We start from the raw sequence: 15,277 nt of genomic DNA, 5'->3' as shown, positions 1-15,277 counted from the left end.
TACGCTTAATTCCCCCATTGCTTGTCCTTTTTTAAATACAGTGCAGAAAACACACTGAACCACATTCCGAAGCTCTGTTCGATGTGATTCGCGCCACATCCGGACGCCTTGGTGGAAGGGTCGTGGAATTGCCGCATGGCGCCTTCCTGGCCTGTTGAGCTGCGGTTATGTAGAGGTGGGGCGAAGTGTGTGCGGCTTCGTCAGATACAGGTGCGTGGCGTGGAATCGATGTATGAAAAGGCGTTCTGAATGGCCTCGGGCGGAAACGTGCTTTCTTGTCCGTGGCGCTCTTCCGGATGTGGGCGGGGCGGGAGGGGTGGGTGATTTGGTGGGGTGCGGGTGAGGGGTCTGGGTGTGCGGGAGTTTTATCGTGCATCAGGTGTTCCGGAAGTCGCGCTCTTCTTTTGACCTGCTTTTTGCGCACCTTTGGAATATTCTTTGAAGAGGCTTTGGCGGGAAAGCGTGGTTGCCCCTCCCGTCCAGGGGCTGACAAGGTCGACGGACACCGCCTTGTCACGCCTTGGGGGAGGCCGATACCGGTGGACGACCGTCCCGCAGTCGACGGCGCGAGGGCGCGCGAAGCGTTCGGCGCAAGCAGCGAACCGCTCGGATCGAGCCGCGAAGCACTCGGCATGAGCTCCGTCTACATCGAGCCACGGACCACCGTCGAGGACAGACTGGTCGCCCTCTGGAGCGCCGGCCTCGGCAGCATCGGTCTGGCGGTCGAGCCGATCGGCGTCGAGGACGACTTCTTCGAACTCGGCGGCGACTCCTTGCTCGCCGCCGAACTCCAGCTCGCCATCGACACGGAGTTCGGCGTCGAGGTGCCCGCGGCGGCGCTGTTCCTCTCGCCCACGATCGCGGCCCTCGCCGAGGCCGTCGAGGCGGCGGGCCGAGCCGCCATGGAGACGGCGGGAAGAGGCGGTACGGCGACGACGGCGACGGACCCCGTGATGTCCGGACCCGGCACGCCTCGCCCGGAGCCGGGACGGTGACCGTACGACCCGCCGACGTGAACCTCGCCGACCCGGCGCTGTACGCGGACGGCGACCCGTACACGACCTGGCGGGCGCTGCGCGAGCACGCGCCCGTGTCCTGGCAGCAGGTCTCCGGCACGCTCGGCTTCTGGTCCGTGACGCGGTACGCGGACGTCGAGCGCGTCCTCGCGGACCACGCGTCCTTCACCTCCGAACGCGGCACGCTGCTCAGCCTGTTGGGCAGGTCCGACCCGGCCGCGCGCCGCCAGATGGCCGTCACCGACCCGCCCCGCCACGACCGCATGCGCGCGCCGCTGCACCGCGCCCTGCGGCTGCGCTCCGCCGAGGCGCACGCCGAACAGATCCGCGCGGGCATCCGCGACCTCCTGCCCGCCGCGCCGCCGGGTGGCGAGCTGACGTTCGACTTCGCCGCGGCCTGCGCGCAGCTCCCGCTGGTGGTCCTCGGACCGCTGCTCGGCCTGCCCGTACGGGACAGGCCCCGCCTCGTACGGCTCGCGATGATGTGCGCGGCCGAGGACGACCCCGACCACCAGCTGCCCGGCGGGCGCGATGCCACTCTGGAACGCGGACACCGTGAACTCTTCGCGTACTTCGCGGACTTGGTGCGCGACCGGCGCCGCCACGCACAAGGCGACCGCCCCGCACGCCTCGGACTCCCGGACGGAGACCACGGCGACCTGGTCGACGTCCTCCTGACCATGGAGGTCGACGGCGCCCGCCTCACCCCCGGCGAGGTCCTCTCCAACTGCTACAGCCTGCTGCTCGGCGCCGGTGTGACGCTGGCCCACGTGCCGCCCGCCGCCGTGTTCGACCTGTGCGGCACCGGCCGCTACGCGGACTGGGCCACGCGCCCCGACCTGCTCGACAGCGGAGTGGAGGAGGCGCTGCGCAGGGCGTCGCCCGCGCGGCACTTCATGCGGTACGCGCGCCGTCCCGTCGTGCTCGCCGGTGTGCCCGTCGCCGAGGGCGACGCGGTCGTGGCGTGGCTCGGCTCCGCCAACCACGACGAGGCCGTGTTCCCCCGCCCCGACGTGTTCGACCCCGGCCGCCGCCGCAACCGGCACCTCGCGTTCGGCGCGGGCCCCCACTACTGCGCGGGCGCCGGCATCGCGCGGGTCACGCTCCGACTGTTCTTCGCGGAACTGTTCGCGCGGTACGCCGAGATCGAGGTCACCGGCGCGCCCCGGCGGGCGCGCTCCACGTTTCTCTCCGGCATCACGCACCTGCCCGTACGCGTACGGCCGACGCAGAAGGAGGTGGCGCGGTGACGGAAGCCACGCCCCGCGCGGCACACGAGACGTCCGACACGCACCGGGCCACGTACGCGCAGGAGCTCCTCGACCTCGTCGAGACGCTCCTGCCGGGCACCGTCCTCCAGCCCGGCTTTCTGGTGCGCGCGGCCTACCGGGTGTCGGGGGCGGTGGACGAACGCGTGCTGCGCCGCGCCCTGGACGACGTCGTCGCCCGGCACGGCGCGCTGCGCACCCTGCTGGTCCGCGGCGACGGGGAGCTGCGGCAGCGCGTGCTGCCCCCGATGCCGGCCCGGCTCACCGTGACCCGCCTCGGCCCCGGCCGGTCCTTCGACACGTGGATCGCCGAGACCACCACCAGGCCCCACTCGTGCGACGAACCGCCGTTGCTGTGGGCCTACTTGGGACGCAGAGGCGACGACGCCGTCCTCGTCCTCGTCGCCCATCACATCGCGGCCGACGCCTGGTCGCAGGACGTGCTCGCCCGCGACGTCGCCGCCGCCTACACCGCGCGGCTGCACGGCGGAGCGCCGCTCGCACCCGACGTCATGCAGTACACCGACATCGCGGCCGAGGACCACAGCGACACATGGCAGGCCCGCATCGCCCAGGCCCTGCCCTACTGGCGGGACCGGCTCACCGGGGTGGACGGGCTCGGGCTGCCCGCCGAGACGCCCGACGCCGCGCCGGGACCGACCGCCATGCACCCCTTCCGCATCGAACCTCAACTGCGCGACGCCGTACGGGAGACGGCCCGGCGCGGCCGCACCACCCCCTTCACGCTGCTCCTCACCACCTTCGTCGGCGCGCTGCTCCCACCGGGCGACGCGATGGTCCCGGTCATCACGGCGGGCCGCATCCCGTCCGAATGGGACACCGTCGGATTCCTGCTCAACGTGCTCCAGATCCGCGTCGAACACTCCGGCGCGCACGACGCGAAGTCCCTGCGGGAGCTGTGCCCGCGCGTCGACGGGCGCTGCCGGGAGGCGTACGCGCACGACATCCCGCTCATCCCCGTACTGCGGCAGTCGCCCCAGCTCCTGGAGCGGATGACCGCACGCGACCTGGTCGCCCCCGTCTTCCAGATGATCGTGCGCTCCCCGGTCCGCCCGGCCGCGCGGACGCCCGCGCTCGTCCTGGACCGGCTCGCGCTGGACTCGCAGCCGCCTCTGCCGATCCCGCTGCCCTTCCTGTGGACGATGCGCTGGGACGACCAGCCGGGCGGATACGTCACCTACGACGCCCACTTGTTCAGTGCCGAGTGGATCGAACGGGCCGTCGCCACCTACCTGGACGCCCTGACCGAACTGGTCGGCTGAGATGGGCGCGGCCCGCGACGCCGGGGAGCAGCGGCCCACCGGCTCGCGCCAGCCGCACATCCTCGATCTCGTCGAACCCCACCTCGGCGGGGGCGCGGCGGCCGTCGCCGACAGCACGGGCGCCTTCAGCTACCGCGAACTCGACGAGGCGTCGGGCGCGGTGGCCGGTGCGCTGCTCGCCCGCGGCGCACGACCCGACGAACCGGTCGTGGTGCACGGCACCGCGTCGCGCCACACGATCGCCGCGCTGCTCGGGGTCCTGCGGGCGGGCTGCTGCTACGTCCCCGTCGACGCGAGCTTCCCCGAGGACCGGCAACGGCTCATGGCGCAGGGCAGCGGCGCCCGCTTCGTACTCGTACCGGAGAGGGAAGGGGCGGGGCGGCCCGGGAAGCATCCGGGGCCGGGCGAGCCCGCCGCGTCGGCGCAGACACCGGTTCCCTTGGCAGGGCTGGAACGTATCGACTGCGGAACACGGCGGGGCGGTGCCGGTCCCACCCGTCGCGGCACCCACGCCTACACCTGCTTCACCAGCGGCTCGACCGGGCTGCCCAAGGCCGTGACGATCGCGGCCACGTCCCTCGGCTGGTCCACCGCCGCGCGCCTGAGCCACTACGCCGAGCGCGTCGGCGCGTTCCTGCTCTGCTCGTCGATCTCGTTCGACAGTTCCATGGCGGGCATCTGGTGGACGCTGGCCAGTGGCGGGCTGCTCGTCGTGCCCGGTGAGAGGCCCGGCGACCTGCTTGCCGTCGCCCGCGCCGCCGAACTCCACCGCGCCACGCACCTGTTGATGGTGCCCTCGCTCTACGGGGCGGCGCTGCGCGGCGGTCTCGCGCCCCGGCTGCGTACGCTCACCACCGTGATCGTGGCCGGTGAGAGCTGCCCGCCCGGCCTGGTCGCAGGGCACTTCGCCGAACTGCCGGGAGTCGGCCTCCACAACGAGTACGGACCGACCGAGTGCACGGTGTGGGCCACCGCCCACGTCTGCACACCCGCCGACGGCGACGCCCGCACGGTTCCCATTGGGCGGCCCGTCCCCGGGGTCACCCTGCACATCGCCGAAGGCGAGCTGTACATCGCGGGACCTGGCCTGGCCGTGCCCGAAGAGGCGGCGCGGACCGACGCTGACGGGCGGGGGAACGACGCCGACGGACGGGAGCCCGGCCGCTTCGTCACCCTGCACGGCATCCGCCACTACCGCACCGGCGACCTCGTGACGGTCCGCGAAGACGGCGAACTCCTCTTCCGGGGAAGGGCCGACGACCAGCTCAAGCTCGGCGGCCTGCGCCTGGAACGCGCCGAGATCGAACGCGCCCTCACCCTGTGCGACGGCGTCACGGAAGCCGGCGTCGGCGTGAACGGAGCGGCGCCCCGGCCCAGGCCGATCGGATTCGTCGTCACCGAGGGCACCGCGTTCGACGAGCGACGGGCCAGAGCGCAGCTGCTGCGCAGCCTCCCCACGACCGCACTGCCCGCCCGCGTCATCCCCGTCCCCGCACTGCCGCACCTGCCCAATGGGAAGGTCGATTACGGGATGTTGGACCGCAGGGCGTCCGCCGAGCGGCGGCGCTGAGGCGGGGACTCAGCGATCGAGGACACGCCCCGGTCCGGGACCGACGGCACGGCCGGGTCCGGACCTGATGACAAGGTCCGGACCGTCCGGCCGACCCCCTCACCACCCGTCGCGATGCACCACCTCACGTACGGAACGGCGCCTGACAGGGCCGAAGTTGCCGACGGGATAGCCGACCGGGATCGCGGCGAACGTGTTGATCCCCTCCGGAATGCCGAGCACCGCCTTCCACTCCTGCTCCAGCATCAGGTGCCAGATGGTGATGTTGGCGGCGAGACCGAGGCCGCGCGCCGCGAGGAGGAGGTTCTGCACTCCGGGGTAGACGCACGAGCCCTCGGCCAGGGCCTGGAAGCGCGTCTGCGTCGAGGGGTCGGCCTGCCGCGCCGCGGCGACGGGACCGAGCGCCTCGACCGAGAGCCGTATCCCTTCCTCGTCGATGCGCGGGGGCGGGAAGCTGTAGCAGGGAACGATGAGCGCGGGCGTCTCCGCGAAGTGGTCGCGCTGGTACCTGATCGCGTCCACCATGCGTCCGTACGCCGCGCCGTCCATCCCCTCCGGCGCGAGCTTCCCGGTGGTCGCCAAGTAGGCGTCCACACAGCGCTCCCACAGCGGGGCGAGCCGCGCCATCACCGCGCGGTCCGTGACGACGACGTACTCGTAGCACTGCATGTTCCCGCCGCTGGGACCCCACACGGCGGCCTGGACCAGCTGGTCGAGGAGGGCCTCGGGGACCGGGTCCGGCTTGATCCTGCGCATCGCGCGCATCGTGGACATGGTGCCGAACAGTGCGGGATCACCGGGTATCTCAGGGGCGTCAGTCATGATCACGAAGGTAGATCATGACGGCGGCGAGCGGCAGGGGCGTGACGCCACGATCCGGCCGGTGCGCGGACACGGCCGTGTCCGGGTGGGCTCCGGGGGTACCCGGGCGCGGAAGCCGCCGCCCGGGAGAGCCTCCCGAAGCTCGGGCAGAACCCCCGGAAGGGAAGGAGCCCGCCGTGCCACCGGACATGCGCAGCACCGACGCGAGCGCCCAGGAAAGTGCCCACGAGAACGCCCACGAGAGCGCCAACGAAAGCACTCACGAGAACGCCGCACCGCCACGCGCCCAAGCCGAGGGCCGCACCGAGCCGCGGGCCGGTGGCCCGCCGCGCCCCGGACGGACGCGCCGCCGGTGGTTCGACAGCTGGTGGGCGACGGGTCTGCTCGTCACGGTCGTCTTCGCCGGGTCGAAGTTCCTGCTGCGCGGCTACGACCTCTGGTCCGCGGTCGTCGCGGGCGCCGTCTCCGGCGCGGTGCTCACGGCCGTACTCATGTACGGGCGTCGCCGTGACGCGCGGGCCGTCGGCGCGCAGACGGACACGGTTCCCGCCCTGGACCGCCGCATCAGGCGGGAGGACCTGCCCGGCGATCCGGCCGAACGGGCCTCCATGCTGCGCCTGGCGCGACGCCGCAGGAAGCAGATGGGCGCCAGGACCCGGGCCCACTGGATCTTCGCGGTGTCCGGGGTCGTCCTCGCGGTCTTCGGCGTTCTCCTGCTGGTCCTCGGCCAGACGGTCCTCGGCCTGTGCTGGCTCGTCGGCACCCTGGTCTTCCTCTGCTGGGCCGCCTGGATGCGCCGGCGCAACGAGCGCCGACTGGCCCGGGTGGAGCGGGAACTCAGCCATTGAGGCGCCCGACCGGTTGCCGATCGGGCGGTCGGCCGTTTACCGGGTGAACCGTTCCGCCGGTCGCCACGTCAGACGGACACCCCCGTCGGACGGCCGACCGGTCACCCGAGAAGGAGCCCGCCGATGTCCCGCCCCCTGCCCCGCCCGCTGCCGCTGTCCCGCCCCACCGCCCGTCGCCTCGCCGCATCCGTGGCCGGCGGTGTCCTGATGGCCGCCGCGCTCACCGCCGGTTCGGCCGCCGCGGAGACCCCGGGCGCACCGGCCGGGACCCGCGTCGTACCGAGGGCCGAGACGCCGGAACCCTGTGCCGCGATCCCGGACCGCTTCGAGGCCGGTCTCTGCTACTTCGAGCTCTCCCGGACCCTGGAGGACTGCTCGCCCCGCTGGAAGCGGGTCATGACGGAGGTCGTCGCCTCCGGAGCGGTGCAGTTCTTCGTGAACCCGCTCGAACACTGCGAGGACAACGGGCGCGGAAAGGTGCGTCCGATGCGATGAGTTCCGGCGTCCGCACCGGTCTGTATCGGTGCACGTCATGACGCCCATCATGACGAATCAGAACCTCTGAGGAGACAGCCATGGCCGATCCCGTGACCCACAAGCTGGCCACGAACGGTGCCGAGATCCAGTACGACATCCGGGGCCCGCTGAGCGGCACGGCGGACGGCGCCCGCGTGCTCGTGCTGATCGGCTCGCCGATGGACGCCAGTGGCTTCGCCTCGCTGGCGTCGCACTTCACCGACCGGACCGTCGTCACCTACGACCCGCGCGGAGTGGGCCGCAGCGCGCGTACGGACGGGGTGGTGGAGTCGACGCCGGAGGAGCACGCCGACGACGTGCGGCAGGTCATCGAGGCGCTCGGGGTGGGCCCGGTGGACCTGTTCGCCAGCAGCGGCGGCGCCGTCAACGCGCTGGCCCTGGTCGCCCGGCACCCGGGGCTCGTGCACACGCTCGTCGCGCACGAGCCGCCGACGGCGCAGGTCCTGCCGGACCGCGACACGGCCCTCGCGGTCTGCCTGGACCTGTACGAGACGTACCAACGGGAAGGCATGGGGCCCGCGATGGCGAAGTTCATCGGGGTGACGAGCTGGAAGGGCCCCTTCCAGGCCAACTGGCGGGACCAGCCGGTCGCCGCACCCGCCGACTTCGGCCTGTCGGCCGAGGACGACGGGTCCCGTGACGACGCGCTGTTCGGGCAGAACCTCCGGGGCTGTGCCTGGTACCAGCCCGACTTCGACGCACTCGGCGCCGCGTCGACGCACCTCGTGATCGCGGCGGGCGAGGAGTCCGAAGGGGAGTTCCCCGCCCGTGCCGCGGCGGCGATCGCCGCCCGCCTCGGCGGTGCGCCGACGATCTTCCCGAGTCACCACGCGGGCTTCCTCGGCGGCGAGTTCGGTCAGCAAGGAGCCCCGGAGGACTTCGCCCGGATGCTCCGCGAGGTGTTCGACACCCACCGCTGACGCCTCGTCACGGGCCTTAGCCGCGGCCTTCGTCACGGGCCGCGTCACCCCCGTGCGTGCGGCCCGTCCCGATCTGCCGGGGGCCGGGACCGGGCCGCGCCCCGCAGGGCCACCAGCGGGATCACCGCGAGGGCGAGCGTGCCCGCCGCGACCGCGAGGAGCGGATAGCCGCCGCCCGCCACCACCAGGCCCGACGCCATGCCGCCGGTCGCGCCCGCCAGGGACACGCCCACATCGACCAGTCCCTGCACGGAGGCGCGGCGCTCTCCCTGTACGGCGTCCGTGATCAGCGCCGTACCGCTGACCAGCGCCAGGTTCCAGCCCACGCCGAGCAGGACGAGCGCGCAGGAGAGCAGCACCATGCCGTCCGGCGGGGCGAGCGCGGCGACCAGGCAGGCGGCGAGCAGCACGGCGCCGGACGCGGCCGCCACGGGCAGCCGCCCGATCCGGTCCACCAGCAGCCCGCTCAGCGGCGAGGGCAGGAACATCGCGCCCACGTGCAGCGCGATGACGAACCCGGCGGCCTGGGTGCCGTGGCCGTGTCCTGTCATGTGGACGGGCGTCATCGTCATCAACGCGATCATCACCAGTTGGGCGGTGATCATGACGGTGGCGCCGGTGACGAGGCCGGGAGCGGGTGGGCCGGGCGCTGTGGGGGACACCGTCGCCGACCGCTGCGCGGGTACGGGCGCGGACTCGAGGTCCGGGGCCGTCTCCTGTGCCGTGCGGGCAAGCATCAGTGGGTCGGGACGCAGCCACCCCCACAGCACCAGACCCGCCGCCGAGTAGGCGACCGCGGCGAGCAGAAAGGGACCGGCAAGCCGCGGGATGCCCCAGGCGTGCGCGACCGCGCCCGTCGGTCCGACCAGGTTCGGGCCGATCACCGCGCCCAGCGTCGTGGCGAGCAGCACCGTGCCGGTGGCGCGGCCGCGCCGCTCGGGCGGGGCGATGTCGGCGCCCGCGTACCGGGCGAGCAGGCCGGTCGCGGTGCCAGCCCCGTACACGAAGAGCGACGCCAGGAGCAGCCACGCCCACTGCCAGGCCGCGCCCGCGACGACCCCCGCGCTGCCGAGGGCCGCGGCGCCGTGGCCGAGGGCGAGCCCCGGACGGCGCCCGTGGCGCTGCGAGATGCGGCCGATGGCCGCCGCGCCGAGGGCGGCGCCGCCGGTGAACAGCGCGGTCGGCAGTCCGGCGAGGCCGGTGGAGCCGAGCAGGTCCTCTGCGAGCAGCGCGCCGACCGTGATGCCCGCCGCCATGCCCGCACCGCCGAGCGTCTGCGAGACGACGAGCACGGTCAGGACGCGGCGGAGCACGTCAGGCGGCGCCGCGCCCCCGGCGCGCGGCGCCGTGACGGTCATGCCGGTGTCCCCGCGACGGCGTCGACGTCCGAGATCTCGGCCAGGGACAGGCCCAGTTGGTCGTGGAGGAAGCGCACGACCGTCCAGTGCGGCAGGGCGTCCGCGTCGAAGGGGCCGAACGCCGCGGTGTAGAGGGGGATCCACCGCAGGGCTTCCTCGGCCGCGGTCTCCCGGCCGGGGTCGGCCTGGTAGGCGTCGTACGAGATGCTGCGGTGGTGGATGAAGTGGCCTCCGGGCAGCCGCTGTTCGCACAGCTCCCGGTATTCGCGGGTCTGCAGGATCAGGTAGTGCCAGATCTCGTCGATGTCCTGCTCGACGGGGAGGAAGAGGCCGCCGAGCCGGTCGGGGTGGCGGGAGACCAGATAGAGGTAGCGCAGGCATTCGCGTACTTGGTACGTGACGGCGGCGGTGTCCGGGGCGTCGGGCAGCTCCGCGAAGTGCCGGACCACCTCCGCGTGCAGGGCGGCGCCGAGCAGTTCCTCGGCGGTGGGGGCGTTGCCGGGCGTGAGGGTGTCCGTGTGCATGGTGGGGTCCTGTGCGTCGGGGCGCGCGGTCACGCCGGGTCCTGCGTGGTCAGCCAGGCGTACTTGCCGGAGCGTCCGATGGGAACGTGTTCGCGGTGTTCGACGGTGCAGGAGCGTCCGGTCAACGCGTGTACGGACAGGGCGAGGTCGGCCTCGTCGCCGGGCGTGAGCGGCCTGCCGTCGAAGGTCGTGTACCGCAGGCGGCACGTTCCTTCACCGGTCAGGTGCAGCTCCTGGAGGAAGACGCGGGGCGAGACGGCGGCGACGCGCGCGTCCAGATCGGCCTGCGCGACGGGCCCTTCCGGCGCGGGCAGCAGTTCCTTCTCGCGGCCGCAGAAGGAGACGATCCGCTCGGGGTCCGCGCTGCCGTCGCTGGTGCGCACGCAGTCGCCCGACCGGTAACGGACCAGCGGCATGTACGGGTTGCGGACGCTGGTGACGATGAGACTGTGGATGCCGCTGCCCGCCCGCACCGGGATCAACTCCACGCTCATGTCGTGCAGATAGGGCCGGTAGCCGCCGTCCGCGTCGCTGTAGAAGAGGTAGCCCAGTTCCGTACTGCCGAAGAGGTCGACCACGGGGCAGCCGAAGCGGGCGCGCAGATACGCGCGGACGTTCAACGGCGCGTACTCATAGGCGTGGACGATCCCGGAGGGGCGCGGGAAGTGATCCCACAGGTCCCACTCGGTGACCTTGCGGGCCAGGTGCGCCAGATGGTTCGCGGAACAGTCGAGGAGGTACGAGCCTTCGGGGTGCGCGGCGCTGACCTCGCGGATCTCGGCGAGCATCCGCGTCACCTCGGCGCGGTCCCAATCGGCTGGATCCAGGCGGCGGTTGAGGTACAGCGTGCGGTCGTCGAGCCAGCGCTCGCCCGGGGTCGTGCCGGGCTTGCGGGCGTTGACGCGGGCGACGTGCTCGGTGGCGAGCACGGTGGTGAGGGAGATCCGCCGGGCGCCCGCGTGCCAGCAGGACGCGAGGTCGGGGTGCTCGCTCCACAGGCGGTAGTAGGAGCGCAGCAGGAAGTACGGCGGCCGGATGAGCTGCATCCGGGCGTGGTTGGTCCCGGTGGACAGCACGTACTCGGCGTCGCCCGCCTCGAGCGCACGGGCCAGTTCGGGGGTCATCCAGTTGTCGGGGAAGCCCTCGGCGATCTCCGGCTTCTCGAGGATCGGGAACTCCCCGCGCTCGACGGAGTCGCGGTAGAGGGGGATGTCGCGGACCTGGTCAAGGACGTCGGCGCTCGGCAGGCGGTTCAAGGGGGCTCCGGGGTGGTGGCGGGGGCGGGGCCGCCGCCGTGCCGGCGGCGGCCCCGAGACATCAGCGGGTCAGGAGATGCAGCCGGTCTTGCCGGCGGCGCTGATGCAGCCGCTCTTCGGCGTGGCGCTGATGCAGCCGTCCTTCGCGCCCTGGGCCGAGTTGGCGGCGACCCACTTCTGCCACACGGACTCTTCGGTCATGCGCTTGATGAGCTTGTCCATAGTGAAATCTCCTAGCTGAATAGCTTTTGAGGGTGTTTGTTCCCTCGCCATCAAACGTAAAGAGATGGTCAAGGGAGTGTCAACGGGGGCGGACTGGATGGCGTAAATCGCATCCCTGCGTCCGGATACGCCCAGTGGGGGCATCCGGGCAGGCCGAACCCGCCGCGCGCGGGCACGTCGGCGCGCGGCGGGTCGGCGGGGCCCCGGGAGGGGCAGGAGTCAGTGTCGGGTCCGCGCCCGCGCGGATTCCTCGACTCTGGAATCGGCCACGGAGCCGGCCACCGGATCGGCCCCGGAGCCGTTGGCGGGCGACGTCTTCATCCGCACCGCCTCCGTACCGCTGTCGTTGTGCCGCAGCGCCCAGTTCTCCAGCGTCGTGCGGCACGCGTGGTCCAGATGGCGCACGAGGGTCAGGTCCAGCTCTGTCGGCCGGTCCTTGGGCATGGCCTCCAGCGTCTCCAGGATGCGCGGCAGTCGCAGGAAGGTGGCGTTCCCCGTGAGGGTCACGATGAGGCGCCCGCCGGTCAACTCCCGTACGTCCACGTTGACATGGGAGGTCTCCCAGGCGGACTTGACCACCGCGAGGACCAGGCCGATGACGACGCCCTCGAACATGTTGGTCACCACGATGGCGATCGCGGTGACCGCGAGGACGATCGCCTCACCGCGGTGGGCGCGGGCCAGCGGCACGATCTCCTTGACGGGGATCAGCTTGCAGCCCGCGTGCACCAGGACGCCGGCCAGCGCCGCCAGCGGGATGATGCCGAGCGCGGCGGGCAGCAGCACGGCGAAGAGCAGCAGCCACGCGCCGTGCAGGATGCGCGAGAGCGGAGTGCGGGCACCCGCCTGCACGTTGGCCGAGCTGCGGACGATGACCGCGGTCATCGGCAGCGCGCCGAGCACGCCGCACACCGTGTTGCCGACGCCCTGGGCGACGAGCTCCTTGTCGTAGTGCGTACGGGGTCCGTCGTGCATGCGGTCCACCGCGGCCGCGCTGAACAGCGATTCGGCGGACGCGATCAGGGTGAACGCCAGGACGGTGCCGAGCACGGCCATGCTGCCGAGCTCCGCGAGATCGCCGAACCCCGGTGGCTGGATCGCGTCGAACAGACCGCTCACCGTCACGTTCGCGATGTCCAGGCGGAGCCCGGCGGTGACGGCGGTGGCCAGCGCGACGGCGGCCAGCGGGGCGGGCAACAGGCGTGCGGACGGCGGCAGTTTGGGCCACAGCACGAGCACGGCGATGGTGCCGAGACCGACGGCCCCTGCGGTCAGCGCCGTGGTGTCGCCCAGTGTGTCGACGAGCAGTCCGGGCAGCCCGGTGATCTTCTCGATGCCCGAACGCGGCTGCTCCGCGCCGGCCATGGTGTACAGCTGGCCGAGGATCAGGACGAGCCCGATGCCCGCCAGCATGCCCTGGACGACGGAGACCGAGATCGCGCGGAACCACCGGCCGCAGCGCAGTAGGCCGAGGGCTATCTGGAGCGCGCCCGTGAGCAGCACGATCGCGCCGAGCATGCCGAGCCCGAACTCCTGTACCGCCTCGTAGACGAGCACGGTGAGTCCGGCGGCGGGCCCGCTGACCTGAAGGGCGCTGCCCGGCAGGAAGCCGACGATCAGACCGCCGACGATGCCGGTGACCAGGCCCAGTTCGGCGGGGACGCCGGAGGCGACGGCCACGCCGACGCAGAGCGGCAGGGCGACGAGGAAGACGACGAGCGAGGCGAGGAAGTCCCGGCGCAGGGCGCCCGGTTCACGCAGCGCGCGGTAGGGGGCGAGGAAGGAGGAGGTGAAGGAGGACATGGGGGTGGGGGGTCCTGTCGTGGGAGCGGGCCGGGCGGTGGGGCGCGGCGGCGCTCACAACGGGCCGAATCCCGGCCTGCCGTCCGAGGACGGGCTGTGGGCGGCGACGGTGCCGGTGTGCACCTCGTAGTACCAGGCGTGCAGGGTGAGCGAACCGTCGGCGGTCCGCTCACTGACGCAGGGGTACGAGCGCAGTATCGCCACCTGGTCCAGGACGTGGGCCTGCACCGCTTCCGCCACGTCCACCGAGGTGGGGGCCAGCGAGCGCAGGGCGGCGTCGGGCGCGACGGAAACCTCGAGCCAGTCGCGCACGGCGGGTACGGCGGAGAGGTCTTCGCGCCTGACCAGCGCGCCGACGGCTCCGCAGTGCGAGTGTCCGCAGACCACGATGTCGCGGACCCCGAGCACGCAGACCGCGTACTCGATGGTGGCCGCCTCGCTCATGGGGCGGCCTTCGGCGGCTATCGGGCCGCCGTGGGGGTAGGGCGGCACGACGTTGCCCGCCGTGCGGAGTTCGAAGAGTTCGCCGGGGCGTGCCCCGGTGATCAGGGTCGGGACGACGCGTGAGTCGGAACAGGTGACGAACAGCGCTTCGGGTGACTGTCCCGCTCCGAGGGCCTCGAAGGCCGCGGCGTTCCGGGGATCCGCGACATGAGTGGCGGCGAACGTACGGGCGTTCTCGATCAGTGATTGCAAGGTGGCCTGCCTCCTGCGTCGGTGCGGCGGCTGCCGTGACGCGGTGTGGTCGGGTCGATGGTGACGGTGGGACGCGGCGCCCGCCGCCATTGGCGGACGCCGTGGCGCCCCTCGGACAGCGTGAGCCGCTGCCATGACCCTCACTTTGCCATCGCATTAACCTTTGATGACAGAGCAAAATCCTGCCAAAGATTGAGTAATAAGTGCTGCTGAGCTGGGAGTTGGTCCAATGGTCAACCGTTGGTCATGAATCTCGTGGAGATCATGTGGAGCCCGGAAGGGGATTCCGTTCGCAGATCCTTGCGATCGCGACGCTGGGTCAGAACCACTGCGCCCCCTGCCCGATCCCGTAGCCGCGATAGGTCCGGGTCCCCTCAAGGCTCAGCGTCTGCGTGCCCGACTCCCGACCGCAGGACGAACAGATGTTGGTCGACTGCTGACAGGCTGACAGGCTGACAGGCCGGAGGAGGGTGGGGGCCTACCCCCGTCAGGCCCCCACCCCTCCGCTCTAGACGGCCAGTTCGTCGACCGTCGAGGCCACCGTGCCGAACAGGTCGGCGATCGTGGTGAGTGCCGCCGTCTGGAGGGCGGAGGCGGGCAGGGGCGTGCCGGCGGTGGTGGGGAGCGGGCGGGTGGCGGTGGCCTCGGCGACGACCGTCGGGCGGTAGCCGAGGTTGAACGCGCCCTGCGCGGTGAACTGCACGCACATGTGCGTCATGAAACCGGCCAGGACCAACTCCGTACCGACGCCCAGGTCGCGCAGGACCTTCTCCAGGTCGGTGCCGTGGAAGGCGTTCGGGACCTGCTTGACGATGACGTGCTCGCCGTCGACCGGGGCGACCTCGGGGCTGATGGCGCCGATCTCGGCCCGGATGTCGTACGGAGTGCCCTCGCCGCCGTCGTTGACGATGTGCACGACGGGGGCGCCCGCCGCGCGGGCCGCGGTCAGCAGCCGGGCACCGGCCGCCACCGCTTCCTCGGCGCCTTCGAGCCGCATGACGCCGGTCCGGTAGGTGTTCTGGAAATCGATCATGATGAGCGCCGACTCGCTGAGCCGGGGCAGGGTGTTGTCGAGTCCTACGACGTCACGCAGGGTGCGGGAGACGGTCATGAGGGGGTCCTTTCGGGGGAGGGTCGGTAAGGGTGATGGGTGA

The 15,277-nt window shown here is 72.1% G+C and carries 15 protein-coding genes; 7 read left to right on the top strand and 8 right to left on the bottom strand.

Annotation, left to right across the window (positions count from 1 at the left end; all coding sequences use genetic code 11):
* Nucleotides 1-632 precede the first annotated feature (632 nt).
* From ACIO9J_RS03410 to ACIO9J_RS03395, 4 genes are read left to right on the top strand one after another with little or no spacing between them, the layout of a single operon-like run.
* Nucleotides 633-995, top strand: a complete 363-nt coding sequence (locus ACIO9J_RS03410; RefSeq protein WP_401991758.1) for an acyl carrier protein — start codon at nt 633-635, stop codon at nt 993-995.
* Nucleotides 992-2,266: a cytochrome P450 gene (locus ACIO9J_RS03405; protein WP_401991756.1), complete on the top strand. Its 1,275-nt coding sequence runs from the start codon at nt 992-994 to the stop codon at nt 2,264-2,266. Before ACIO9J_RS03410 ends, ACIO9J_RS03405 begins: the two co-directional genes overlap by 4 nt.
* Nucleotides 2,263-3,567 carry a condensation domain-containing protein gene (locus ACIO9J_RS03400; RefSeq protein WP_401991753.1) on the top strand — a complete coding sequence of 435 codons (1,305 nt, stop codon included), beginning with the start codon at nt 2,263-2,265 and terminating at the stop codon, nt 3,565-3,567. The genes ACIO9J_RS03405 and ACIO9J_RS03400 overlap by 4 nt, the downstream gene beginning before the upstream one ends.
* Before the next feature lies 1 nt (nt 3,568).
* Entirely contained in the window at nt 3,569-5,137 is a 1,569-nt protein-coding gene (locus ACIO9J_RS03395; protein ID WP_401991750.1) for an AMP-binding protein, read from the top strand.
* Nucleotides 5,138-5,236: 99 nt separating this feature from the next.
* Here ACIO9J_RS03395 and ACIO9J_RS03390 read toward each other — a convergent pair whose 3' ends face one another.
* Complete coding sequence (locus tag ACIO9J_RS03390) at nt 5,237-5,959, bottom strand: nitroreductase family protein (RefSeq protein ID WP_401991747.1); 723 nt, start codon at nt 5,957-5,959, stop codon at nt 5,237-5,239.
* Between the two features lie 176 nt (nt 5,960-6,135).
* On the opposite strand from ACIO9J_RS03390, the gene ACIO9J_RS03385 reads away from it, so the two are divergent.
* The 3 genes from ACIO9J_RS03385 to ACIO9J_RS03375 all read left to right on the top strand — a co-directional run bounded on the left by ACIO9J_RS03385 (nt 6,136) and on the right by ACIO9J_RS03375 (nt 8,264).
* Complete coding sequence (locus tag ACIO9J_RS03385) at nt 6,136-6,807, top strand: hypothetical protein (RefSeq protein WP_401991744.1); 672 nt, start codon at nt 6,136-6,138, stop codon at nt 6,805-6,807.
* 123 nt (nt 6,808-6,930) lie between these two features.
* The gene (locus ACIO9J_RS03380) at nt 6,931-7,302 is read left to right on the top strand and encodes a hypothetical protein (protein WP_401991742.1); all 372 of its coding nucleotides are present in this window, start codon (nt 6,931-6,933) and stop codon (nt 7,300-7,302) included.
* 80 nt (nt 7,303-7,382) lie between these two features.
* Nucleotides 7,383-8,264 carry an alpha/beta fold hydrolase gene (locus ACIO9J_RS03375; protein WP_401991739.1) on the top strand — a complete coding sequence of 294 codons (882 nt, stop codon included), beginning with the start codon at nt 7,383-7,385 and terminating at the stop codon, nt 8,262-8,264.
* A 44-nt stretch (nt 8,265-8,308) separates the two neighbouring features.
* On the opposite strand, the gene ACIO9J_RS03370 is transcribed toward ACIO9J_RS03375, so the two are convergent.
* The 7 genes from ACIO9J_RS03370 to ACIO9J_RS03340 form a co-directional block, all read right to left on the bottom strand.
* Nucleotides 8,309-9,622, bottom strand: a complete 1,314-nt coding sequence (locus tag ACIO9J_RS03370; RefSeq protein ID WP_401991736.1) for an MFS transporter — start codon at nt 9,620-9,622, stop codon at nt 8,309-8,311.
* On the bottom strand, nt 9,619-10,146 hold the full coding sequence (locus ACIO9J_RS03365; RefSeq protein ID WP_401991733.1) for a hypothetical protein: 528 nt from the start codon (nt 10,144-10,146) through the stop codon (nt 9,619-9,621). The genes ACIO9J_RS03370 and ACIO9J_RS03365 overlap by 4 nt, the downstream gene beginning before the upstream one ends.
* 29 nt (nt 10,147-10,175) lie before the next feature.
* The gene (locus ACIO9J_RS03360; protein WP_401991730.1) at nt 10,176-11,402 is read right to left on the bottom strand and encodes a hypothetical protein; all 1,227 of its coding nucleotides are present in this window, start codon (nt 11,400-11,402) and stop codon (nt 10,176-10,178) included.
* A 69-nt stretch (nt 11,403-11,471) separates the two neighbouring features.
* Entirely contained in the window at nt 11,472-11,624 is a 153-nt protein-coding gene (locus tag ACIO9J_RS03355; RefSeq protein WP_401991728.1) for a hypothetical protein, read from the bottom strand.
* A 219-nt stretch (nt 11,625-11,843) separates the two neighbouring features.
* The gene (locus tag ACIO9J_RS03350; RefSeq protein WP_401991725.1) at nt 11,844-13,427 is read right to left on the bottom strand and encodes a SulP family inorganic anion transporter; all 1,584 of its coding nucleotides are present in this window, start codon (nt 13,425-13,427) and stop codon (nt 11,844-11,846) included.
* 54 nt (nt 13,428-13,481) lie between these two features.
* A complete protein-coding gene (locus ACIO9J_RS03345; protein ID WP_401991722.1) occupies nt 13,482-14,123 on the bottom strand; it encodes a carbonic anhydrase in 642 nt (213 codons plus the stop codon).
* 508 nt (nt 14,124-14,631) lie between these two features.
* Nucleotides 14,632-15,234: an isochorismatase family protein gene (locus tag ACIO9J_RS03340; protein WP_401991719.1), complete on the bottom strand. Its 603-nt coding sequence runs from the start codon at nt 15,232-15,234 to the stop codon at nt 14,632-14,634.
* Nucleotides 15,235-15,277 lie beyond the last annotated feature (43 nt).

Origin of the sequence: Streptomyces sp. NPDC087300, assembly GCF_044744425.1 — a bacterium.
Taxonomy (GTDB): domain Bacteria; phylum Actinomycetota; class Actinomycetes; order Streptomycetales; family Streptomycetaceae; genus Streptomyces.
The sequence above is the reverse complement of the archived record's forward strand: the minus strand, read 5'-3'. Positions and strand labels throughout refer to the sequence as shown.

Coding starts and splice junctions, on each gene's coding strand:
- ACIO9J_RS03355 (WP_401991728.1), bottom strand. CDS start 11,624: ATGGACAAGCTCATCAAGCGCATGACCGAAGAGTCCGTGTGGCAGAAG.
- ACIO9J_RS03340 (WP_401991719.1), bottom strand. CDS start 15,234: ATGACCGTCTCCCGCACCCTGCGTGACGTCGTAGGACTCGACAACACC.
- ACIO9J_RS03365 (WP_401991733.1), bottom strand. CDS start 10,146: ATGCACACGGACACCCTCACGCCCGGCAACGCCCCCACCGCCGAGGAA.
- ACIO9J_RS03350 (WP_401991725.1), bottom strand. CDS start 13,427: ATGTCCTCCTTCACCTCCTCCTTCCTCGCCCCCTACCGCGCGCTGCGT.
- ACIO9J_RS03380 (WP_401991742.1), top strand. CDS start 6,931: ATGTCCCGCCCCCTGCCCCGCCCGCTGCCGCTGTCCCGCCCCACCGCC.
- ACIO9J_RS03375 (WP_401991739.1), top strand. CDS start 7,383: ATGGCCGATCCCGTGACCCACAAGCTGGCCACGAACGGTGCCGAGATC.
- ACIO9J_RS03395 (WP_401991750.1), top strand. CDS start 3,569: ATGGGCGCGGCCCGCGACGCCGGGGAGCAGCGGCCCACCGGCTCGCGC.
- ACIO9J_RS03390 (WP_401991747.1), bottom strand. CDS start 5,959: ATGACTGACGCCCCTGAGATACCCGGTGATCCCGCACTGTTCGGCACC.
- ACIO9J_RS03410 (WP_401991758.1), top strand. CDS start 633: ATGAGCTCCGTCTACATCGAGCCACGGACCACCGTCGAGGACAGACTG.
- ACIO9J_RS03370 (WP_401991736.1), bottom strand. CDS start 9,622: ATGACCGTCACGGCGCCGCGCGCCGGGGGCGCGGCGCCGCCTGACGTG.